The 18,605-nt window shown below is 70.3% G+C and carries 16 protein-coding genes, 1 other RNA gene and 1 riboswitch; of the genes, 2 read left to right on the top strand and 15 right to left on the bottom strand.

Translation table 11 applies throughout. The features are described 5' to 3' along the window. Nucleotides 1-79 precede the first annotated feature (79 nt). From ftsA to rnpB, 14 genes are all read right to left on the bottom strand, one after another. Nucleotides 80-1,315: a cell division protein FtsA gene (gene ftsA / locus WB794_RS00615; RefSeq protein WP_337333897.1), complete on the bottom strand. Its 1,236-nt coding sequence runs from the start codon at nt 1,313-1,315 to the stop codon at nt 80-82. Beyond that, entirely contained in the window at nt 1,312-2,178 is an 867-nt protein-coding gene (locus WB794_RS00620; RefSeq protein WP_337333898.1) for a cell division protein FtsQ/DivIB, read from the bottom strand. Before WB794_RS00620 ends, ftsA begins: the two co-directional genes overlap by 4 nt. Further along, nucleotides 2,175-3,146, bottom strand: coding sequence for a D-alanine--D-alanine ligase (locus tag WB794_RS00625; protein ID WP_337333899.1), 972 nt, complete (start codon nt 3,144-3,146; stop codon nt 2,175-2,177). The genes WB794_RS00620 and WB794_RS00625 overlap by 4 nt, the downstream gene beginning before the upstream one ends. After that, complete coding sequence (gene murC / locus WB794_RS00630; protein WP_337333900.1) at nt 3,143-4,588, bottom strand: UDP-N-acetylmuramate--L-alanine ligase; 1,446 nt, start codon at nt 4,586-4,588, stop codon at nt 3,143-3,145. The genes WB794_RS00625 and murC overlap by 4 nt, the downstream gene beginning before the upstream one ends. Then, nucleotides 4,585-5,658: an undecaprenyldiphospho-muramoylpentapeptide beta-N-acetylglucosaminyltransferase gene (murG, locus tag WB794_RS00635; protein WP_337333901.1), complete on the bottom strand. Its 1,074-nt coding sequence runs from the start codon at nt 5,656-5,658 to the stop codon at nt 4,585-4,587. Before murG ends, murC begins: the two co-directional genes overlap by 4 nt. Beyond that, complete coding sequence (gene ftsW, locus WB794_RS00640) at nt 5,655-6,971, bottom strand: putative lipid II flippase FtsW (RefSeq protein WP_337334022.1); 1,317 nt, start codon at nt 6,969-6,971, stop codon at nt 5,655-5,657. Before ftsW ends, murG begins: the two co-directional genes overlap by 4 nt. A gap of 2 nt (nt 6,972-6,973) precedes the next feature. Continuing rightward, on the bottom strand, nt 6,974-8,053 hold the full coding sequence (gene mraY / locus WB794_RS00645; protein ID WP_337333902.1) for a phospho-N-acetylmuramoyl-pentapeptide-transferase: 1,080 nt from the start codon (nt 8,051-8,053) through the stop codon (nt 6,974-6,976). Beyond that, nucleotides 8,043-9,428 carry a UDP-N-acetylmuramoyl-tripeptide--D-alanyl-D-alanine ligase gene (locus WB794_RS00650; protein WP_337333903.1) on the bottom strand — a complete coding sequence of 462 codons (1,386 nt, stop codon included), beginning with the start codon at nt 9,426-9,428 and terminating at the stop codon, nt 8,043-8,045. The genes mraY and WB794_RS00650 overlap by 11 nt, the downstream gene beginning before the upstream one ends. Beyond that, nucleotides 9,425-10,882 carry a UDP-N-acetylmuramoyl-L-alanyl-D-glutamate--2,6-diaminopimelate ligase gene (locus WB794_RS00655; RefSeq protein WP_337334023.1) on the bottom strand — a complete coding sequence of 486 codons (1,458 nt, stop codon included), beginning with the start codon at nt 10,880-10,882 and terminating at the stop codon, nt 9,425-9,427. Before WB794_RS00655 ends, WB794_RS00650 begins: the two co-directional genes overlap by 4 nt. Before the next feature lie 2 nt (nt 10,883-10,884). Beyond that, on the bottom strand, nt 10,885-12,711 hold the full coding sequence (locus WB794_RS00660; protein WP_337333904.1) for a peptidoglycan D,D-transpeptidase FtsI family protein: 1,827 nt from the start codon (nt 12,709-12,711) through the stop codon (nt 10,885-10,887). Then, the gene (gene ftsL, locus WB794_RS00665) at nt 12,708-12,977 is read right to left on the bottom strand and encodes a cell division protein FtsL (protein WP_337333905.1); all 270 of its coding nucleotides are present in this window, start codon (nt 12,975-12,977) and stop codon (nt 12,708-12,710) included. The genes WB794_RS00660 and ftsL overlap by 4 nt, the downstream gene beginning before the upstream one ends. Beyond that, nucleotides 12,974-13,912: a 16S rRNA (cytosine(1402)-N(4))-methyltransferase RsmH gene (rsmH, locus tag WB794_RS00670; RefSeq protein ID WP_337333906.1), complete on the bottom strand. Its 939-nt coding sequence runs from the start codon at nt 13,910-13,912 to the stop codon at nt 12,974-12,976. The genes ftsL and rsmH overlap by 4 nt, the downstream gene beginning before the upstream one ends. Nucleotides 13,913-13,915: 3 nt before the next feature. After that, nucleotides 13,916-14,362 carry a division/cell wall cluster transcriptional repressor MraZ gene (gene mraZ, locus WB794_RS00675; RefSeq protein ID WP_337333907.1) on the bottom strand — a complete coding sequence of 149 codons (447 nt, stop codon included), beginning with the start codon at nt 14,360-14,362 and terminating at the stop codon, nt 13,916-13,918. A 328-nt stretch (nt 14,363-14,690) separates the two neighbouring features. After that, an RNA gene (gene rnpB / locus WB794_RS00680) (RNase P RNA component class A) lies at nt 14,691-15,120 on the bottom strand. Nucleotides 15,121-15,244: 124 nt separating this feature from the next. Next, nucleotides 15,245-15,360, top strand: a riboswitch (SAM riboswitch). A gap of 92 nt (nt 15,361-15,452) precedes the next feature. Between rnpB and metX the strand changes: the two genes are divergently transcribed. After that, complete coding sequence (gene metX, locus WB794_RS00685; protein ID WP_337333908.1) at nt 15,453-16,493, top strand: homoserine O-succinyltransferase MetX; 1,041 nt, start codon at nt 15,453-15,455, stop codon at nt 16,491-16,493. Further along, entirely contained in the window at nt 16,490-17,695 is a 1,206-nt protein-coding gene (gene metB / locus WB794_RS00690; protein ID WP_337333909.1) for a cystathionine gamma-synthase, read from the top strand. The genes metX and metB overlap by 4 nt, the downstream gene beginning before the upstream one ends. A gap of 59 nt (nt 17,696-17,754) precedes the next feature. Here the strand turns inward: metB and WB794_RS00695 are convergent, their stop codons facing one another. Continuing rightward, nucleotides 17,755-18,594, bottom strand: a complete 840-nt coding sequence (locus WB794_RS00695) for an undecaprenyl-diphosphate phosphatase (RefSeq protein ID WP_337333910.1) — start codon at nt 18,592-18,594, stop codon at nt 17,755-17,757. Nucleotides 18,595-18,605: the final 11 nt, after the last annotated feature.

Consider the following 18,605-nt stretch of genomic DNA (forward strand, 5'->3'; position numbering starts at 1 on the left):
TCCTCCTTGACCCTGTGATTTTCCCAAAACCCACAACCTTGCTTCATGAAACGCCCACGGGCTCGACCGGCCCGATGCCTCAAAACTCTCCGCGATACCAGGTGCGCACCCGCGACCAGAACCCGCCCACGCGGCCGCTGCTGGCTACAGGGCGACGCTGCTGCTCCAAGCGACTGCCCCACAGCAGCAGGCCCACGCCGGCCGCGTATTCGGGATTCCCGACGACTTCGCCCACGCCCGAGACGTATTGCGGTATGCCGATGCGTACCGGCATGTGCAGCATTTCCTCCGCCAGCTCGGTGACGCCCTCCATCTTTGCGGCCCCGCCGGTCAGCACCAGGCCGGCTCGCACCATCGGCGCGTAGCCGGCACGCTCCAGCTCGGCCTGTACCATCTCGAAGATTTCCTCGTAGCGGCTCTGCACCGCCTCGGCCAGCGACTGGCGCGCGAGCCGGCGCGGCGGACGGTCGCCGACGCTGGGCACCTGGATGCTTTCCTCGGCGGTCGCCAGCTGGGCCAGCGCGCAGGCGTAGCGCACCTTGATCTCCTCGGCGTGCGGCGTAGGCGTGCGCAGCATGTGCGCGATGTCGCCGGTGACCTGGTCGCCGGCGATCGGCAGCGAGGCGGTATGCCGGATCGCGCCCTGCGCGAACACCGCGATGTCGGTGGTACCCGCGCCGATGTCGACCAGGGCCACGCCGAGATCCTTTTCGTCGTCGGTCAGCACCGACTGGCTGGACGCGAGCGCACCCAGCACCAGTTCGTCCACCTGCAGTCCGCAGCGATTGACGCACTTGGTGATGTTCTGGGCGGCCGAGAGCGCGCCCAGCACCAGGTGGGCGCGCACCTCCAGGCGCACGCCGGACATCCCGACGGGATTGCGGATGCCTTCCTGGGAATTGTCGACGCTGTATTCCTGCGCGATGGCGTGCAGGATGCGCTGGTCGGAGGGCACCGCCACCGCCTTGGCGGCCTCCAGCACCCGCTCCATGTCGCCCCAGGTCACCTCGCCGTCGCGGATCGGCACGATGCCGGGCGAATTGCGGCAGTGCGTGTGGCCACCGGAAATGGAGGCGTAGACGCTGCGGATCTCGCAGGCGGCCAGGGCCTCGGCCTCCTCGATCGCGCGCTGGATGGCGTTGACGGTGGATTCGATGTCCACCACCACGCCGCGCTTGAGGCCGTTGCAGGCGTGGCTGCCGATGCCGATGACTTCCAGCGGGCTGCCGGGCGCGTACTCGCCCACCAGCGCCTTCACCCGCGAGGTGCCGATGTCCAGCCCGACGATGAGTGATTTGTCGCCCTTGCGGTTCATGTTGAAAAGCCGTGATGGGTGATTCGTGATGGGGGATTGGTGAAAGAAGTCGGTAGCGCGGCGACTGGGCGGGTGACGGACGCCCGGGAGGCCGTGGCTTCCTCCAGCGCCAATTCCTTCCCCGCAGCAGCCACAGGGCTGGCCACGCCCGATCCCTGCGCTTCGGGTTCATCCCAGGCAATCGCAAAGCCATTGGTGTAGCGAAGGTCGATGCGGCGTACCGCGCGCGTCTCGCTGGCCAGCACCCGCGGCAGGACGCGGATCAGGCGCGCCAGACGAATCTCGGGCGTCTCGACCCGTCCGATCACGATCCGGGCACCGCCCTTGAGCTGCAGGCTCCAGCTGCCGCGCAGCGAAAGGCTGGCCCCCTCCAGCGCCAGACCGATGCCTGCGAGCTGCTGGCGCGCGTGGTCGTACAGGGCCGCAACCTCGTCCATGCGGTCATTCGGCCCGGCAAGGCGCGGCAGGCCCTGAAGCTCGCCCGCACCCGGTACCCGGAACACGATGCCCTCGTCCGACAGCAGGCGGTCGCGCCCCCAGTGGGCGCGCGCGCGGTGCTCGACGAGCAGCACTTCGAGCCGATCCGGCCAGCGCTTGCGCACCATCGCTTGCCGTACCCAGGGCATGGCCCCGAGCGCCTCGCGCAGCGCCACCGGATCGGTATCGAAATAGCCCTGCCCCATGTGCGCGGCCACGGTGGCACGCACCTGCTCGGCGCTGACGCGCTGGTACTCGGCGGTCACCTGAAGCTGGCGAAGAGGCCAGCGCTGCGGTGCCATCCAGCCGTTGAGCACGGCCACCAGCGGCAGGGCCACCACGCCCAGGGCCAGCAGCCACGCAAACAGGCGCGCCAGCCGCGTCATGCGCCCTCCCCGCCGGCAAGGCTGGTTTCCAGGATGTGCCAGCACAGGGCGTCGAAGTCGATGCCCACCTGGCGCGCCGACTTGGGCACCAGCGAGTGGCTGGTCATGCCGGGGGCGGTGTTCACTTCCAGCAGGAAGTTGCGGCCCTGGCCGTCGCGCATCACATCGACCCGTCCCCAGCCGCTGCAGCCAAGCGCCTCGAACGCGGCCAGCGCCAGCGCGCCCATCTCGGCCTCGGCCTCACCGTCCAGGCCGGGGCACAGGTAGCGGGTGTCCTCGGCGACATATTTGGCGTGGTAGTCGTAGTACTCGCCGGCCGGCACGATGCGGATGCTCGGCAGCGCCACGCCGTCGAGCACGGCGACGGTGTATTCGCCCGCATCCTCGCCCTGGCCCCGAATCAGCTCTTCCACCAGAAGTTCGCCGGGATAGCGCGCCGCCAGCGCCGCGGCCGCGTCCAGTTCGGACGCGTCGAACACGCGCGTCACTCCGACGCTGGAGCCCTCGCAGCTTGGCTTGACGATGACCGGCAGGCCCAGCGCGCGCACCGCCGCATGCACGTCGCCACCGCGCGTCAGGCGCACGTAGCGCGGCGTCGGCAGGCCGAGTGCCAGCCAGATCTGTTTGCTGCGCACCTTGTCCATCGCCAGCGCCGTGCCGAGCACGCCCGAGCCGGTGTACGGCACGCGATAAGCATCGAGCAGGCCCTGCAGCACGCCGTCCTCGCCACCGCCGGCGCTGCCGTGCAGGATGTTGAAGACGCGATCGACGCCGCGCTGCACCAACAGATCAATCAGCGCCGGAATGCCGTCGACCGGAAAGGCGTCCACGCCGCGCGCGCGCAGCGCATCCAGCACGTTGGCACCGGAGTTGAGCGACACCTCGCGCTCGGATGAGGTGCCGCCCAGCAGCACGGCGACGCGGCCGAAGCGTGCGGGATCGGTGGTTCGCACGACCCCGCGGCTCATGGCGAACCCTCCGTGCCGTGCGCGCGGCTGGCGATGCGCGCACCCAGTTCGCGCACGACCCGGCCGATGTCGCCGGCACCGGCGAAGATCACCATGTCGCCATCCCTGGCCACCGCTTCCAGCGCCGCCGGAAGTTCGGCTGCGGTGGATACCAGTACCGGATCGATCCGGCGTCGCGCGCGGATCGCACGCGCGAGCGCGCGCCCGTCGGCATCCGGGATCGGCGCTTCGCCGGCCGCATACACCTCGGCCAGAAGCAGCGCGTCCACGTCGGAGAGCACTGCGGCGAAATCGTCCAGCAGATCGCGGGTGCGGCTGTAGCGGTGCGGCTGGAAGGCAACCACCAGGCGGCGCTGCGGCCAGCCGGCGCGCGCGGCCGCGAACACTGCGGCCAGCTCGCGCGGGTGATGGGCGTAGTCGTCGACCACCTGCACCCGCACGCCTTCGCGCACCGGCAGCTCGCCCAGCAGGTTGAAGCGCCGCCCGATGCCCTGGAAGGTCTCCAGCGCGTGGGCGATGGCCGCAGGATCCACGCCGAGCTGCCAGCCCACCGCCGCTGCGGCCAGTGCGTTCTGCACGTTGTGGCGGCCGGGAAGGTTCAGCGTCACCGCCAGCGCCGGCGCATCGGGCAGGTGCAGGGTGAAGCGGGTTCGCGCGCCGTCCTGCTCGACTCCGGTGGCGCGCACATCGGCATCGGTCGCATGGCCATAGGTCACCATGTGACGCGGCACGCTGGCCGCCAGCGCGCGCACGTTGTCGTCGTCCAGACACAGCACCGCGAGTCCGTAGAACGGCAGGCGGTGCAGGAACTCGGCGAACGCCGCCTGCATGCGGCCGAAGTCGCCGCCGTAGTTCTCCAGATGATCGGCGTCGATATTGGTGACGACGGCCATCAGCGGCGTCAGGCGCAGGAAGGAACCGTCGCTCTCGTCGGCCTCGGCCACCAGCCAGTCGCCCTGACCCAGCCGGGCATTGGCACCGGCCGAGAGCAGCTGGCCGCCGATCACGAACGTCGGGTCCAGTCCGCCCTCGCTCAGGACGCTGGCGATCAGGCTGGTGGTCGTGGTCTTGCCGTGCGTGCCCGCCACCGCGATGCCGCGGCGAAAGCGCATCAGCTCGGCCAGCATCTCGGCGCGCGGCACGATCGGAATGCGGCGCTCGCGCGCGGCGCGGACCTCCGGGTTCTCCGGGTGGATCGCGCTCGACACCACCACCACGTCGGCATCGGCCACGTGCGCGGCATCGTGGCCCTGATGCACGCGCGCGCCGGCGGCAACCAGTCGCGCCGTGGCGGCCGTGGCGGCCTGGTCCGACCCGCTCACGCTATAGCCCAGCGTGCAGAGCACTTCGGCGATGCCGCTCATGCCCACGCCGCCGATGCCGACGAAGTGGACGTGGCGGAACTGGCGGGTGAAATCCACGTCGCGATAAAGCTGGTTCATGCGGCGGCCTCCGCAAGGATGGCATCGGCGACGGCCTGTGCCGCGTCGGGGTACGCGAGCGCACGCGCGGCCACGGCGCGCGCCAGGCGCAGCGCAGGGTCCGCGCGCAGTGGCTCCAATTCGGCGACCAGGCGCTCCGGGAAACGGTTGCCCTCGGCCACGCGCACGGCCGCGCCGTGCGCCACCAGGTGCTGCGCATTGGTGGTCTGGTGGTCGTCGACGGCCGACGGCAGCGGCACCAGCACGCTGGCCACACCGGCGGCGCAGATTTCGGCCAGCGTCAGCGCGCCGGCGCGGCACAGCACCACGTCGGCCCAGCCGTAGGCTTCGGCCATGTCGGCGATGAAAGGCTCGATGCGCACGTCGACGCCGGCCTCGGCATAGGCCGCGACGGTCGCCTCGCGCTGCGCCTCGCCGCACTGGTGGCGCACCTCGAACCCGCCGCCGAGGCGCTTGAGCGCCACCGGAACGTCGAGGTTGAGCGCGCGTGCGCCCTGACTGCCGCCCAGCACCAGCAGGCGCGTGGCACCGTCGCGTCCGGCGAGGCGCTGCGCCGGCGGCGGCAGCGCGGCAATCACCGCACGCACCGGATTGCCGACGGTCTGCGCTTCGCGCGCGGCGGGAAAGCTGTCGGGAAAACCCTGCAGCACGCGCCGCGCCAGGCGTGCGAGCACGCGATTGGTCACGCCGGGGCGGCTGTTCTGCTCATGCACCAGCAGCGGCCGTCCCAACAGCCAGGCCGCGATCCCGCCAGGGCCGGCGGCATACCCTCCGAAACTGATCACCGCGCGCGGCGCAGCGCGACGCAGCAGCGCGCGCGCCTGCAGTACCGCGCGCAGCAGCCGCAGTGGGGCCGCCAGCAGCGCCAGCGCACCCTTGCCGCGCACGCCGGCGATGTCGATCACCTCGATGGGCACGCCGTGCGCCGGCACCAGCCGGGTTTCCATGCGCCCGCGCGCGCCGATCCACAGCACCGGCACGTCGCGCTCGCGCAGCACCTCGGCCACGGCCAGGCCCGGGAAAATATGGCCGCCGGTGCCGCCGGCCAGGATCGCGACGGGCGCGTTCATCCGATCGCTCCCAGCGTGGGCTCGATGCGTCCGCCGCGTGCCGGCGCGGGCGCGGCGGCCGGCGAACGCGGGCGCGCCGCGGGAATCGGATCGGCCGGCGGAGACGGAATCTGGCCTTCCCGCGGTGGCGCGATCTCGGCCGCGTTCTGGCGGATGCGCGCCACCTGCCGATGGGTGCGGTCGACCTCGTAGCTCACCCGCAGCAGAAGACCGACCGCGGCGCAGGTCATCAGCACGCTGGAACCGCCCGAGGAAATCAGCGGCAGCGTCAGTCCCTTGGTCGGCAGGATGCCCAGGTTCACGCCGATGGAAACGAAGGCCTGCAGCCCGATCCACAACGCGACCCCGAAGGCGCAGTAGCCGGCGAACGGGCGCTTGGCCTCCATCGCCGCCAGGCCCAGCCAGAACGCGCGCCCGGCGACCAGCGTGAACAGACCGATGATGGCCAGCACTCCGACAAATCCCGTCTCTTCCGCGATCACGGCGAAGATGAAGTCGGTATGCGCCTCGGGCAGGAACGAAAGCTTCTGCACGCTCGCGCCCAGCCCGACACCGAACCACTCGCCGCGCCCGATGGCGATCAGCGCCTGGGTCAACTGGAAGCCCTTGTCGAACGGATCGGACCACGGATCAAGGAACGAGGTCAGGCGGCGCACCCGGTAGGGTTCGCTCATGGCCAGCAGCACCATCGCCGGCAGCACGATCAGGGTCGGCGCGACCAGATTGGCAATGCGTACCCCGCCGAGGAACACCATGCCCGCCACGATCGCGCAGATCAGCAGGGCCGAGCCGAAGTCTGGCTGGAGCAGCAGCAGCATCACCATGGCTCCGGCAATGGCGCTGGGCTTGATCAGCCCCCACCAGGTGTTCTGCACCTGTTCGCGGTGGCGCACCAGGTAGCCGGCGAGCCAGACGATCAGCACCACCTTCACCGCCTCCACCGCCTGGAAGCGCGCCAGCCCCAGGTTGATCCAGCGGCGCGCACCGTTGACCTCCGCGCCGATGCCCGGGATCAGCACCAGCACCAGCAGCGCGAGGGCGACCAGAAGCAGCAGCGGCCCCTTGCGCTCCAGCGTGCGCAGTTCGATCCGGCTGATGATCGCCGCGCCCACCAGGCCGACGCCGAGGTAGAACAGGTGCCGGCCGAGGAAGTGGAACGGGCCGACGTGCAGCCGCGCCGTCACCCCGATCGACGCCGAGGCCACCATCACCACGCCGATGGCCACGAGCGCGGCTACCGCCCCGAGCACCCAGGGGTCATAGCGGCCTTCGATGTCGCCGAGCCGGAACGCCTGGCGGATGCGGTCGGTGATCATCAGCGCACCTTCAGCGTGGCGAGGCCGGCGAGCACCAGCACCACGGTGATGATCCAGAAGCGGACGATCACACGCGGCTCGGGCCAGCCCTTGAGTTCGAAGTGGTGGTGGATGGGCGCCATGCGGAACACGCGCCGGCCGGTGAGCTTGAAACTCGCCACCTGCACCATCACCGAGAGGGTTTCCATCACGAAAATTCCGCCCATGAGCACCAGCACCAGCTCCTGGCGCACGATGACGGCGATCGCACCCAGCGCCGCACCCAGTGCAAGCGCGCCGATATCGCCCATGAACACCTGCGCCGGGTAGGTGTTGAACCACAGGAAGCCCAGCCCCGCGCCGACGATTGCCGCGCAGATGATCACCAGCTCGCCGGCCCCCGGAACCGCCGGGATCTGCAGGTAGCTGGCGAACTGCGCGTGGCCCGAAACGTAAGCGAAGATTCCAAGCCCACCGGCCACCAGCACGCAGGGCACGATCGCCAGGCCATCGAGCCCGTCGGTGAGGTTCACCGCGTTGGAGAACCCCACGATCCAGAAGTACGCGACCACGATCAGACCCGCGCCCAGCGGGATCGCCACGTTCTTCAGCAGCGGCAGGTACAGCGTGGTATTGGACGCGGCGTCGGCGGTGGCAAACAGGAACACGCCGGCGGCCAGCCCGAGGACCGACTGCAGCAGGTACTTGGTGCGCGAGCGCAGGCCCTTGGGATCGCGGCGCGCCACCTTGATCCAGTCGTCGAGCCAGCCGATCAGGCCGAAGCCCAGCAGTACCGCCAGCACCAGCCAGACATAGCGGTTGCGCAAGTCGCCCCACAGCAGGGTCGCTGCCGACACCGACAGCAGGATCAGCGCGCCGCCCATGGTCGGCGTACCGGCCTTGGTCAGGTGCGACTGCGGCCCGTCGCTGCGGATCGGCTGGCCCTTGAGCGCTGCCAGCCGGCGGATCATCGCGGGTCCCAGCCACAGCGTCAGCGCCAGCGCGGTCAGGGTGGCGAGGATGCCGCGCACGGTGATGTAGCCGAAGAGGCCGAAAAGGCCATCCAGATTGCGCAGCCAGCGGGCGAGCTCAAGCAGCATGCTCTTCACCCTCCGTGCCGGTGCCGGCCAGCGCGTCGACGACCCGATCCATGCGGCTGCCGCGCGAACCTTTCACCAGCAGCAGCACCGGCCCGTCCGACCGCGCCTTGAGGCGCTCGATCAGGGCGGTCTGGTCGACAAAATGTTCACCGCCGGGTCCGAAGGCATGGGCGGCGTGGCGGCTCATCTCGCCCACGGTCAGAAGCCGCGCGACGCCGACATCGCGCGCGCGCTGGCCAACCTCGGCGTGCAGCACCGCGGCACCCGGCCCCAGCTCGCGCATGTCGCCCAGCGCGACCCAGGCCTGCGCGCCGCTGCGGTGCGCCTGCGCCACCAGGGTCTGGATCGCGGCAGCGACCGAGCCGGGATTGGCGTTGTAGCTGTCGTCCAGCACCACCGTGCCATCGCCCAGCGTCACGGTCTGCAGCCGCCCCGGCACGCCGGGGGCAGCGGCCAACCCGACCACCACATCATCGAGCGACGCACCGGCGGACAGCGCCACGGCCGCGGCGGCGAGCGCATTGCCGACCTGATGACGACCCGGCAGCGGCACGGTGACCTCGGCCGCGCCCCAGGGGCTCTGCAGCACGAAGCGGCTGCCGTCCTGGTGCGGCTGGACCGCCGAGGCGGTGACCTGCGCGCTGGCGTCCAGGGCGAAGTCCAGCACCCGGCGCGCGCCGGCGCGTTCGCGAAAGTACGGCGCAAAGGCGTCGTCGGCATTGATTACCGCGATGCCGTCGGCAGGCAGCGCATCGTAGATCGCCGCCTTGGTATCGGCGATGCCGAGCAGGCTGCCCATCCGCTCCAGGTGTGCCGGTGCCACATTGGTCACCAAGGCGATGTCGGGGCGCGCGATCGCGGCGAGGTAGGCGATGTCGCCCGGCGCGCCCGCGCCCATTTCGTATACCGCCAGGCGCGCGTTCTCGGGCTGGTCGATCACCGCCAGCGGCAGGCCGATCTCGTTGTTGCGATTGCCGGCGTTCGACCAGACCTCGGGATCGGACTGCGCCAAAATCGCACGGGTCAGGGTGCGGGTGGTGGTCTTGCCGTTGCTGCCGGTGATGGCGACAAGACGCGTGGCGCGCGCCTGCGCCAGGTGCGCCGCGATCTGCCCCAGGGCGATTCGCGTATCGGCGCACACGAGCCGCGGCAGCGCCTCGTCGACGTCGCGCTCGACCAGCAGCGCGTGCGCACCGGCGGCACGCGCCCTTGCGCAGAAGTCGTGGCCGTCGTGGGTTTCCCCGCGCAGCGCCAGATAGAGCGCGCCAGGCATCAGGGTGCGGGTATCCACGCCAACGGCATGGATCACCCGGTCCTCGCCCACCAGTCGCGCGTCGCACCAGGTGGCGATCTGCGAGAGCGCAAGCGGCCTCATGGCACCGCCTCCAGCGCCCGGAGCGCGACCAGGCGATCATCGAACGGATGCTTCACGCCGGCGATTTCCTGATACGGCTCGTGGCCCTTGCCGGCGATGAGCACGACGTCGCCCGGCCACGCCTGTTCGATCGCGCGTGCGATGGCGCGCGCGCGGTCGCGTTCGACCATCACCGACGACGGATTCCCGAAGCCGGCGAGGATGCCGGCGATGATGGCGTCGCCCTCCTCGCCGCGCGGGTTGTCATCGGTCACGATCACCGCATCGGCCAGGCGCTGCGCGATGGCCGCCATCTGCGGGCGCTTTCCGGCGTCGCGTTCGCCGCCGCATCCGAACACGCAGATCAGCCGCCCCGCCGCGTGTTCGCGCAGGCTGGCAAGCGCCTGTTCCAGCGCATCGGGCGTATGGGCGTAATCGACCACGACCAGCGGCGCGCGCGCGTCGCCGCCCAGGCGATTCATCCGGCCCGGCACGGGATCGAGGCGCTCCAGCACTCCGGCGATTCGCGCCAGCGGCCAGTCCATGGCCAGCAGCACGCCGGCCACGGCCAGCAGATTGTCGATATTGAAGCGACCCAGCAGTCGGCTTTGCACCCGCCGGCGCTCGCCGTCCAGCACCAGGTCGAAACCCGTGCCTGCGGCGGAAAGCTCCAGCGCCTGCGCGCGAAGGCGTGCGGACGGCGCGTCGTGACGGCTGACGCCGATACCGCGGGTGTCCGGCGCGAGGCGTTCGAACACGCCGGCACCGAATGGATCATCCAGATTGACCACGGCGGCACCAAGACCGGGCCATCCGAACAGGCGCGCCTTGGCCGCCCCGTAGGCCGCCATGGTGCCGTGGTAATCGAGGTGGTCGCGCGTCAGGTTGGTGAACACCGCCACGGCAAAGTGCACGCCATCGACCCGGCCCTGCTCGAGCGCGTGCGAGGAGACCTCCATCGCCACGCTGTCGGCCCCGGCATCGCGCATTTCGGCGAGCGCCTCATGTACGGCGATCACGTCGGGCGTGGTGCGCTCGCCTTCGCGCAGCGCGCCGTGGATCCCGACGCCGAGCGTGCCGATGCTGCCGGCGCGGTGGCCGGCCAGGCTCAGGGCCTGCGCCAGCAGCTGCACGGTGGAGGTTTTGCCGTTGGTGCCGGTCACGCCGATCACGCGCAGCGCGCGCGAGGGCGACCCGTGCCAGCGGCCCGCGATGTCGCCCAGGCGCGCGCGCAGGCCCGGCACGGCGACCGCGTTCTCGCCGGTCACCACGCCGGCGGGTGCGGGCGGTTCGAACGCGATGGCCGCAGCGCCGCGGCGCTGCGCCTCATCGGCAAACACGAGGCCGTGGGTGCGCTGTCCAGCCAGCGCCACGAACAGGCTGCCCGGCACGACCCGGCGACTGTCCAGCGTCAGGCCCGACAGCCGCAGCGGCGGGGCCGGGGCAATGCCTTCCAGCAGCTGGTCCAGGCGCATCGTCATGGCGTGGCCTCGAACAGGCCCGGGACCGACTCGGCCTCCAGCGGCAGCGCGCCCGGCGCGCTGGGTGCCGAGGCGCGCGGGGTGGCGGCGTACCACTGCTGGACGTCGTCCGGCGCCACGTCCGTGAGCCGCAGCGCACCTTCCATGATGGTCCCGAACACCGGCGCGGCGACCGCGCCGCCGTAGTACACCAGATTGCCTGCGGCATCCCGGGAGGAGGGATCGTCGACCATGACCACCACGGAAAACCGCGGGTTGCTGGCCGGCACCAGGCCGGCGAACAGGCTGACATAGCGCCGATCGTAGCCGCCCGATCCGACCTTGCGCGAGGTACCGCTCTTGCCGGCCACGCGGTAGCCGCTGATGGCCGCGCGCCGCGCCGTGCCTTCCGGCCCGATGACCGTCTCCAGCATCCGCATCATCTGGTTCGCGATGCCGGGGTCGATCACGTCGCGCCCCTGGGTCTGCGGATCCTTGAGGAAACTCGGCGGCACCAGGCGCCCGCCGTTGCCCAGCGCGGCGTAGGCCTGCGCGAGCTGCAGCGGCGTGACGGAAATCCCGTAGCCGAAGGCGATGGTCGCCTTGGACAGAGCGCTCCAGCTGCGCGGTTCCGGCAGCACGCCGGCGGCTTCGCCGGGAAATCCGATGCCGGTCGTTTCGCCGAAACCGAAGCGCCGCAGCACGTCGTGGATGTGCTCGGCCGGCATGTCGAGCGCGAGCTTCACCGCCGCCACGTTGCTCGACTTGGTCAGGAGGCCGGTGGTCGTGAGCGTGCCGAAGTTGCGGACATCGCGCACGGTGTGGCCAGCCACCTGCAGGGTGCCGGGCCAGGTTTCGATCACCGTGTCGGGCGATACCTTGCCGGTCTCCAGCGCCGCGGCAACGATGAAGGACTTGAAGGTCGAACCCGGCTCGAACAGGTCGGTGACGACGCGGTTGCGCCGCGCGCCGGCCGCCGAATCCTCGCGCGCGTTGGGGTTGTAGCCGGGCAGGTTGACCATCGCCAGGACTTCGCCCGTGGCCACGTCCAGAATTACCACCGAACCGGCTTCCGCCTGGTTCTCGGCCAGCGCGCGGCGCAGCTCGCGGAAGGCCAGGTGCTGCAGGCGCCGGTCGATCGAGAGCGCGAGCGGACGGCCGGGTTCCGCCGCGCGAATGAGGTCCACGCTCGCGATCTGGCGCCCCGCGCCATCGCGGATCACGCGCTTGACGCCCGGCTTGCCGGTCAGCCAGTCGTCATAGGCCAGCTCCAGCCCTTCCTGCCCGCGGTCATCGATGTTGGTGAATCCGAGGACGTGCGCGGCGGGCTCGCCCAGCGGATAGAAGCGGCGGAATTCGCGCTGCGAGCCCACGCCGGGAATCTTCAGCGCGGTGATGGCCTCGGCCTCGGCCGGAGCCATGTGGCGGCGCAGCCAGACGAAGTCGCGCTCGGCACGCGGCAGCAGGCGTTCGTCCAGCGCCTCGGGCGTCATGCCCAGCGCCCTGGCCAGCGCCGGGCGCTGTTCGGGATGCTGCAGCAGCACGCGCGGGCTGGCCCAGATCGACTCGACCGGGCTGGAAATCGCCAGCGGCTCGCCGTTGCGGTCGGTGATCATGCCGCGCGAAGCCGCGATCGGGATGTCGCGCTGGAAGCGGGCATTGCCTTCGCGCTGGTAGAACTCGTTGTGCAAAAGCTGCAGGTCCACGGCGCGCGCCACCAGCGAGGCGCAGCCCAGGCCGAGCAGCGCTGCTACCAGCTTCAGCCGCCCGCGCGTATCCACCTGGCGCGCGCGGGGGCGCAGCGCGTTGCCTTTGCCGGCTCGCGGCATCGAAGTCCAGTTCATGGCGTCAGCACCACGGTGTCGGCCTGCTCGGGCGCATGCATGCCCAGACGCCTTTTGGCCTGTTCCTCGATGCGGCCGGCATCGGCCAGCGTGGCGATTTCGAGCTGGAGCCGGTCGAACTCGATGTTGAGCTCGTCGCGCGCCTGCTCCAGCCGCGAAAGCTGCGCGAAGGCATCGCGATGCTGCTGGCGGCTCTGGACCACGCCGATGGCGCTGGCCACGGCCACCAGGATCAGCAACGAAAGGACGAGCCAGCGCGCGCTCATGCGAGCTTCTCCGCCACGCGCAGCACCGCGCTGCGGGCGCGCGGATTGGATGCACACTCCGCCGCCGTGGCGCGAATGGCCCCGCCCACGGCGCGCAGCACCGGAACAAACGCGCCCGTCTCGGGCAGACGCCGGTTTGCCGCCGGCGGCCGGGCGTGCTCGGCAATGAACTGTTTGACGATCCGGTCTTCCAGCGAATGGAAGCTGATCACCGCCAGGCGTCCGCCCGGCGCGAGCCGCGCCAGCGCCCCGTCCAGGCCCTGCTGGAGGTCATCCAGCTCACGGTTGACATGGATGCGCAAGGCCTGGAAGGTGCGGGTGGCCGGATGCTTGCCCGGCTCGCGCCGCCCGATCGTGGCGGCGACCAGATCCGCAAGCTGGCGCGTCGTCACCAGCGGTGCCTCGGCCCGCTGCGCGACGATGGCGCGCGCGATGCGGCGACTGTGGCGCTCTTCGCCATGGCACCAGATGACCTCGGCGATCGCGGCTTCGTCCGCACGCGCAAGGAAGTCGGCAGCACTCTCGCCCGAACGCGGATCCATGCGCATGTCGAGGGGGCCGTCGTGCTGGAAGCTGAAGCCACGATGCGCCTCGTCGATCTGCGGCGAGGACACGCCCAGGTCGAGCAGCACGCCATCCAGGCCGGCAGCGGTCTCGTCCCACTGCGCCATGGCCGAAAAACTGCCGTGGAAGATCCGCACGCGCGCATCGCTGCCGATGCTCGACCTTGCCACTGCCACGGCGTCGGGATCCTTGTCCATCACCAGCAAGCGGCCCTCCGGACCCAAGCGTTCCAGCACGCCGCGCGCATGCCCGCCGCGGCCGAAGGTGCCGTCCAGGTACCTTCCGCCGGGCCGCACCGCGAGGGCTTCAATCGCCTCCGCGTACAGCACCGGGACATGGACGGGACCACCGCAGTCCGATCCGGTCTCCATGCGCTACAGCACCAACTCCAGCATCGCCTCGCTGACATCAGTCTCGGCGATGGTCTTCTGAACCTGCTCCAGGTGCGCCTGCTCGCTCCACAGCTCGAACTTGCCGCCCATGCCGAGCAGCACGGCCTTGCGGTCGATCGCACTGGCGTTGCGGTGGCTGGCGGGCACCAGGATTCGCCCGCTGCCATCCACATCCACGAACGTCGCCGCGCCGACCAGCTTGAGCTGGAGCTGGCGATGGCCGGGCTTGGCCATGGGCAGGCGATTGACCTCATCGCGCACCCGCTCCCACTCGGCGTGCGGGTAGAGCCACAGGCAGCCGCGTTCCCACGGGTTGTAGGTCACCACCAGGCGATTGCCGCACTCACGCGCGACGAGATCGCGGTAGGCCATCGGAATGGCCAGCCGCCCCTTGTCGTCGATCGTGATGGAGTTTTCGCCCTGAAACATGTTTCCCCACAAAAACCCACAGAAATCCAGATTTTCCTACAAGGTTCCACCTTAGCATCCCGCGAAGCGGTGTCAACAGGAACCTGCGGGCGTGGACTCGCGCGCAAGCGATTGGCGCGGCAGGGATTTTTCCCTCGCCGCGCGCTTCTCGGACAAACCTCTTGAAATACAGATCATTACGGCGAGAACATGATGATTTACATCAATTCACGTTCACGGCGCGCGGCGCGGAAGCGCGACGGGGCTCACAGCGCACAAGTGCGCCGGACTGCGCAAACGCGAGCGCCCCGGCAGGCGCGAGGCCTGCCGGGGCATCGGTGCGGGAAAAGGGCGGAGCCGGCCGATAAGCCGGGTTCTGTCGTGGACAGTCATTCCTCTGGGCGCACCGTCACCGATACGCTCAAGCAGCCTACCCGGACGCGACACGGGCCGTGTCATTGCGTCCCTATTTGGCCTTGCTCCGGATGGGGTTTGCCGTGCCGGTCCGTTGCCGGACTCGCGGTGCGCTCTTGCCGCACCCTTTCACCCTTGCCTGATCCATGCGCGCCACCGGCGGTCCTGGAAACACCAGGGCGTTCGCTTTCGCAAAACCCGGGTGACCAATCCTCCGGCGTCAGGCACGCATAGCCATCGGCGGTCTGCTCTCTGTTGCACTTTCCGTCGGCTCGCGCCGCCCAGGCGTTACCTGGCATCCTGCCCTGTGGAGCCCGGACTTTCCTCGCAGCGCCGAAGCGCCACGCGACTGTCTGGCCGACTCCGCGAGGCACATCTTAGCCTGCGCCGCCCCAACCGCAGGCAAATCGGCGCTTATGAGAAAAATTCATCGCTTTATCGGCATGAAGCGATTGACACGGATCGCGCGCCGCGTAGAATGCGGCCGAAATCCCATCAAGACCGGCGGAGGGGCAGGCCCTTTGAAGCCGGGGCAACCCGCGGCCACGGAGCCGCTCGGTGCCAAATCCTGCGGCAGGCGTGCAGCGCCGGCCGGAAGATGGGTCGCACCGTTTGCCGCTGACGGCGAACCGTTGCGACACCGTGCTTTCGGGCCGCAGGACCTTGACGGGGTCCGCCCACGAACCGGAGCACGATGATGAGCCTTCACACCGCCGCCCTGTCCCGCGAACCTGCGGCACTCGCCCACGCCGGGATCGTTGCCTTCCCGCCCGGCACCGCGACGATGGCCGAGCGCGACGTGCTGGATACGACGCTGGCGATGCGCCATGCGGGCATCCGCCGCCTGCGCATCGGCTGGGAGCTGCAGGGCGCGCAAGACGCGCCGGTCATCGTGGTCCAGGGCGGCATTTCGGCCCATCGCCACGTCGCAGCCGGCGCGCGCTTCGCCGAACCGGGCTGGTGGGACGCGCAGTGCGGCGAAGGGCGCGCCATCGATACCCGCCACCACCGCGTACTGGCGATCGACTGGATCGGTGCCGACGGCAGCCTCGATGCCTGCATCGATCCGGCCGACCAGGCCGACGCGATCGCCGCCGTGCTCGACCACCTGGGCATCGTCCGCGTCACGGCCTTCATCGGCGCGTCCTACGGCGCGATGGTCGGCCTGCAGTTCGCCGCGCGCCACGGCGCGCGCCTCGGGCGACTCATCGCGATCAGCGGGGCGCACCGCTCGCATCCGCAGGTGACGGCGCTGCGCGTGATCCAGCGCCGCATCGTGGCGCTGGGCCGCAGCGAGGGCGGCGTGCGCGAGGCGCTGGCGCTGGCGCGTTCGCTTGCGGTCATCGGCTATCGCAGCGATGTCGAATTCGAGCAGCGCTTCGCCGCCGCGCCCGCGGTCGGTCCGGACGCGACGCGCTTCGTGGTGGAGGACTACTTCGACGCCATCGGCCCGAAGTTCGTCGCGCGCTTCTCGCCCACTGCCTACCTGCGCCTGTCCGAATCCATCGACCTGCAGAACCTCGACCCCGCGTCGATCCGCGTGGCGACCGACATCGTGGCGGTGCGGGAGGACCGGATCGTGCCCGAATCCGATCTCTACGCGCTCGCCGAGGGCATTCGCGGCAGCACACGGCTGCACCGCATTTCCTCCCTGTATGGCCACGACGCCTTCCTCAAGGAAGAGGCGCAGATTGCCGCCATCCTCACCGCGGCCCTGTGTCGGAGCGTTGCCGCATGAGCCGCTGCGACGCCCTCCTCACCCGCCGGCATGCCACCGCCGCCGTGCGCGCGGGAATCGATTCGGACCAGACCCATGGCGCGGTGGTACCGCCCATCGTGCTGTCGACCAACTTCAGCTTCGCCGGCTTCAACGACAAGCGCCGCTACGACTACACCCGCAGCGGCAATCCCACGCGCGACCTCCTGGGCGATGCGCTGGCCGAAATGGAAGGCGGAGCCGGCGGCGTGGTGGTATCCACCGGCATGGCCGCCGTCACGCTCGTCCTGCAGCTGCTCAAGCCGGGCGAGCGCCTCATCGTTCCGCACGACGGCTACGGCGGATCGTGGCGGCTGTTCAACGCGCTCGCCGGCAAGGGCCAATTCGTACTGGACACCGTCGATTTCAGCGATCCCATCGCGCTGGGCAAGGCGCTCACGCGCGCGCCGGCGATGGTCTGGATCGAAACCCCGTCCAACCCGCTGCTGCGCATCACCGACATCCGCTTCGTGGCGGAAGCGGCGCACCGCGTCGGCGCGCGCGTGGTGGTCGACAACACCTTCCTTTCCCCGGCGCTGCAAAACCCGATCGCGCTGGGCGCGGACATCGTGGTGCACTCCACCACCAAGTACATCAACGGCCACAGTGACGTGGTCGGCGGCGCGGTCGTTGCCGCTGATGGCGCAACCCACGACGCGCTCACCTGGTGGGCCAACGCGCTGGGCCTCACCGGCTCACCGTTCGACAGCTTCCTGACCCTGCGCGGCCTGCGCACGCTCGACGCGCGCCTGCGCGTGCACCAGGAAAACGCCATGTCCATCGCGCAGCTCCTCCAGGCCCACCCGGCGGTGCAGGCGGTGCACTACCCGGGACTGCCCGGCCATCCCGGACACGCGCTCGCGGCGCGCCAGCAGCGCGGCTACGGCGCGATGATCGGCTTCGATCTGGGCAGCGAAGCAGCGGTGCGCGCCTTCCTCTGCGGCCTGTCGTACTTCACCCTGGCCGAATCACTGGGCGGCGTGGAAAGCCTGATCGCCCACCCCGCCACGATGACGCACGCGGCGATGAGCAGCGAGGCGCGCGCCGCGGCCGGCATCGGCGACGGCTTGCTGCGCCTTTCAGTCGGCATCGAGGCCGACAGCGACCTGCTCTTCGACATCGCGCGCGGCCTGGAGCGGGTGCTGGCGACAGCGCCTGCGGACGCGGTGGCGCAACGCAGCTGACGCTGCCGCGCGACGGCGGCCACACCGCCGCACGCGGATCGCGGATCGCGGATCGCCGCTTACCGCAGCAGGAAATACCAGCCCAGCACCGCCACGCCCAGCAGCACGCGATAGGCGACAAAGGGTGCGGTGCCGATGCGCCGGATCACGCCGAGGAAAAAGCGGATCACGAACCAGCCCGAGACGGCCGAAAACAGCGTGCCCAGGGCCATGTCGCCCAGCCCCGCGAGCGGTTCGCCGCGCGCCTCCCACGCGCCGTAGGCGGTGGCCAGCACCATGACCGGGGTGGCCAGCAGGAAGGAGTAGCGCGCCGCCTGCGCGCGGTCGAGCCCGAGCAGCATGCCTGCGGTCATCGTTGCGCCCGAGCGCGACGTGCCGGGCATCAGCGCCAGGGTCTGGGCGCAGCCGATCAGCAGCGCACGACCGATCGAGAGGCGTCCCAGTGCCTCGCCCGCACCCGTACCCTCGGCCACCAGCGCGCGCCCCGCGCGCAGCGACCAGCGTTCGGCGAACCAGAGCAGCAGTCCGAAGAGGATCAGGTTGGACGCGATCATTACCGGATGGCGCAGCACCAGCGCACCCGCATCGCCCAGGAGGAGGCCCGCGAGGCCGGCCGGGATCGTTGCCAGCGTGATGCCCAGCGCCAGGCGCTGGGTCGGATTGAGCCGGCGTCCGGGCCGCCAGGCCAGCGCCTCGCGCACCAGTTCGGCGATGTCGCGGCGAAAGTAGGCCAGGATCGCGATCAGGGTGCCGCAGTGGAGGGCCAGATCGAAGCTCAGGCCCTGGTATTGCCATCCGAACATTTCGCTGGCCAGCACCAGGTGCGCGGAGCTGGAAACGGGCAGGAACTCGGTGAGGGCCTGCACCAGGGCCAGGATAAGAATCTGCAGGAAGTCCATCGGTGTGCGGG

Origin of the sequence: Denitratimonas tolerans (genome assembly GCF_037203605.1) — a bacterium.
In the GTDB taxonomy this organism is placed as follows: domain Bacteria; phylum Pseudomonadota; class Gammaproteobacteria; order Xanthomonadales; family Xanthomonadaceae; genus Denitratimonas; species Denitratimonas tolerans.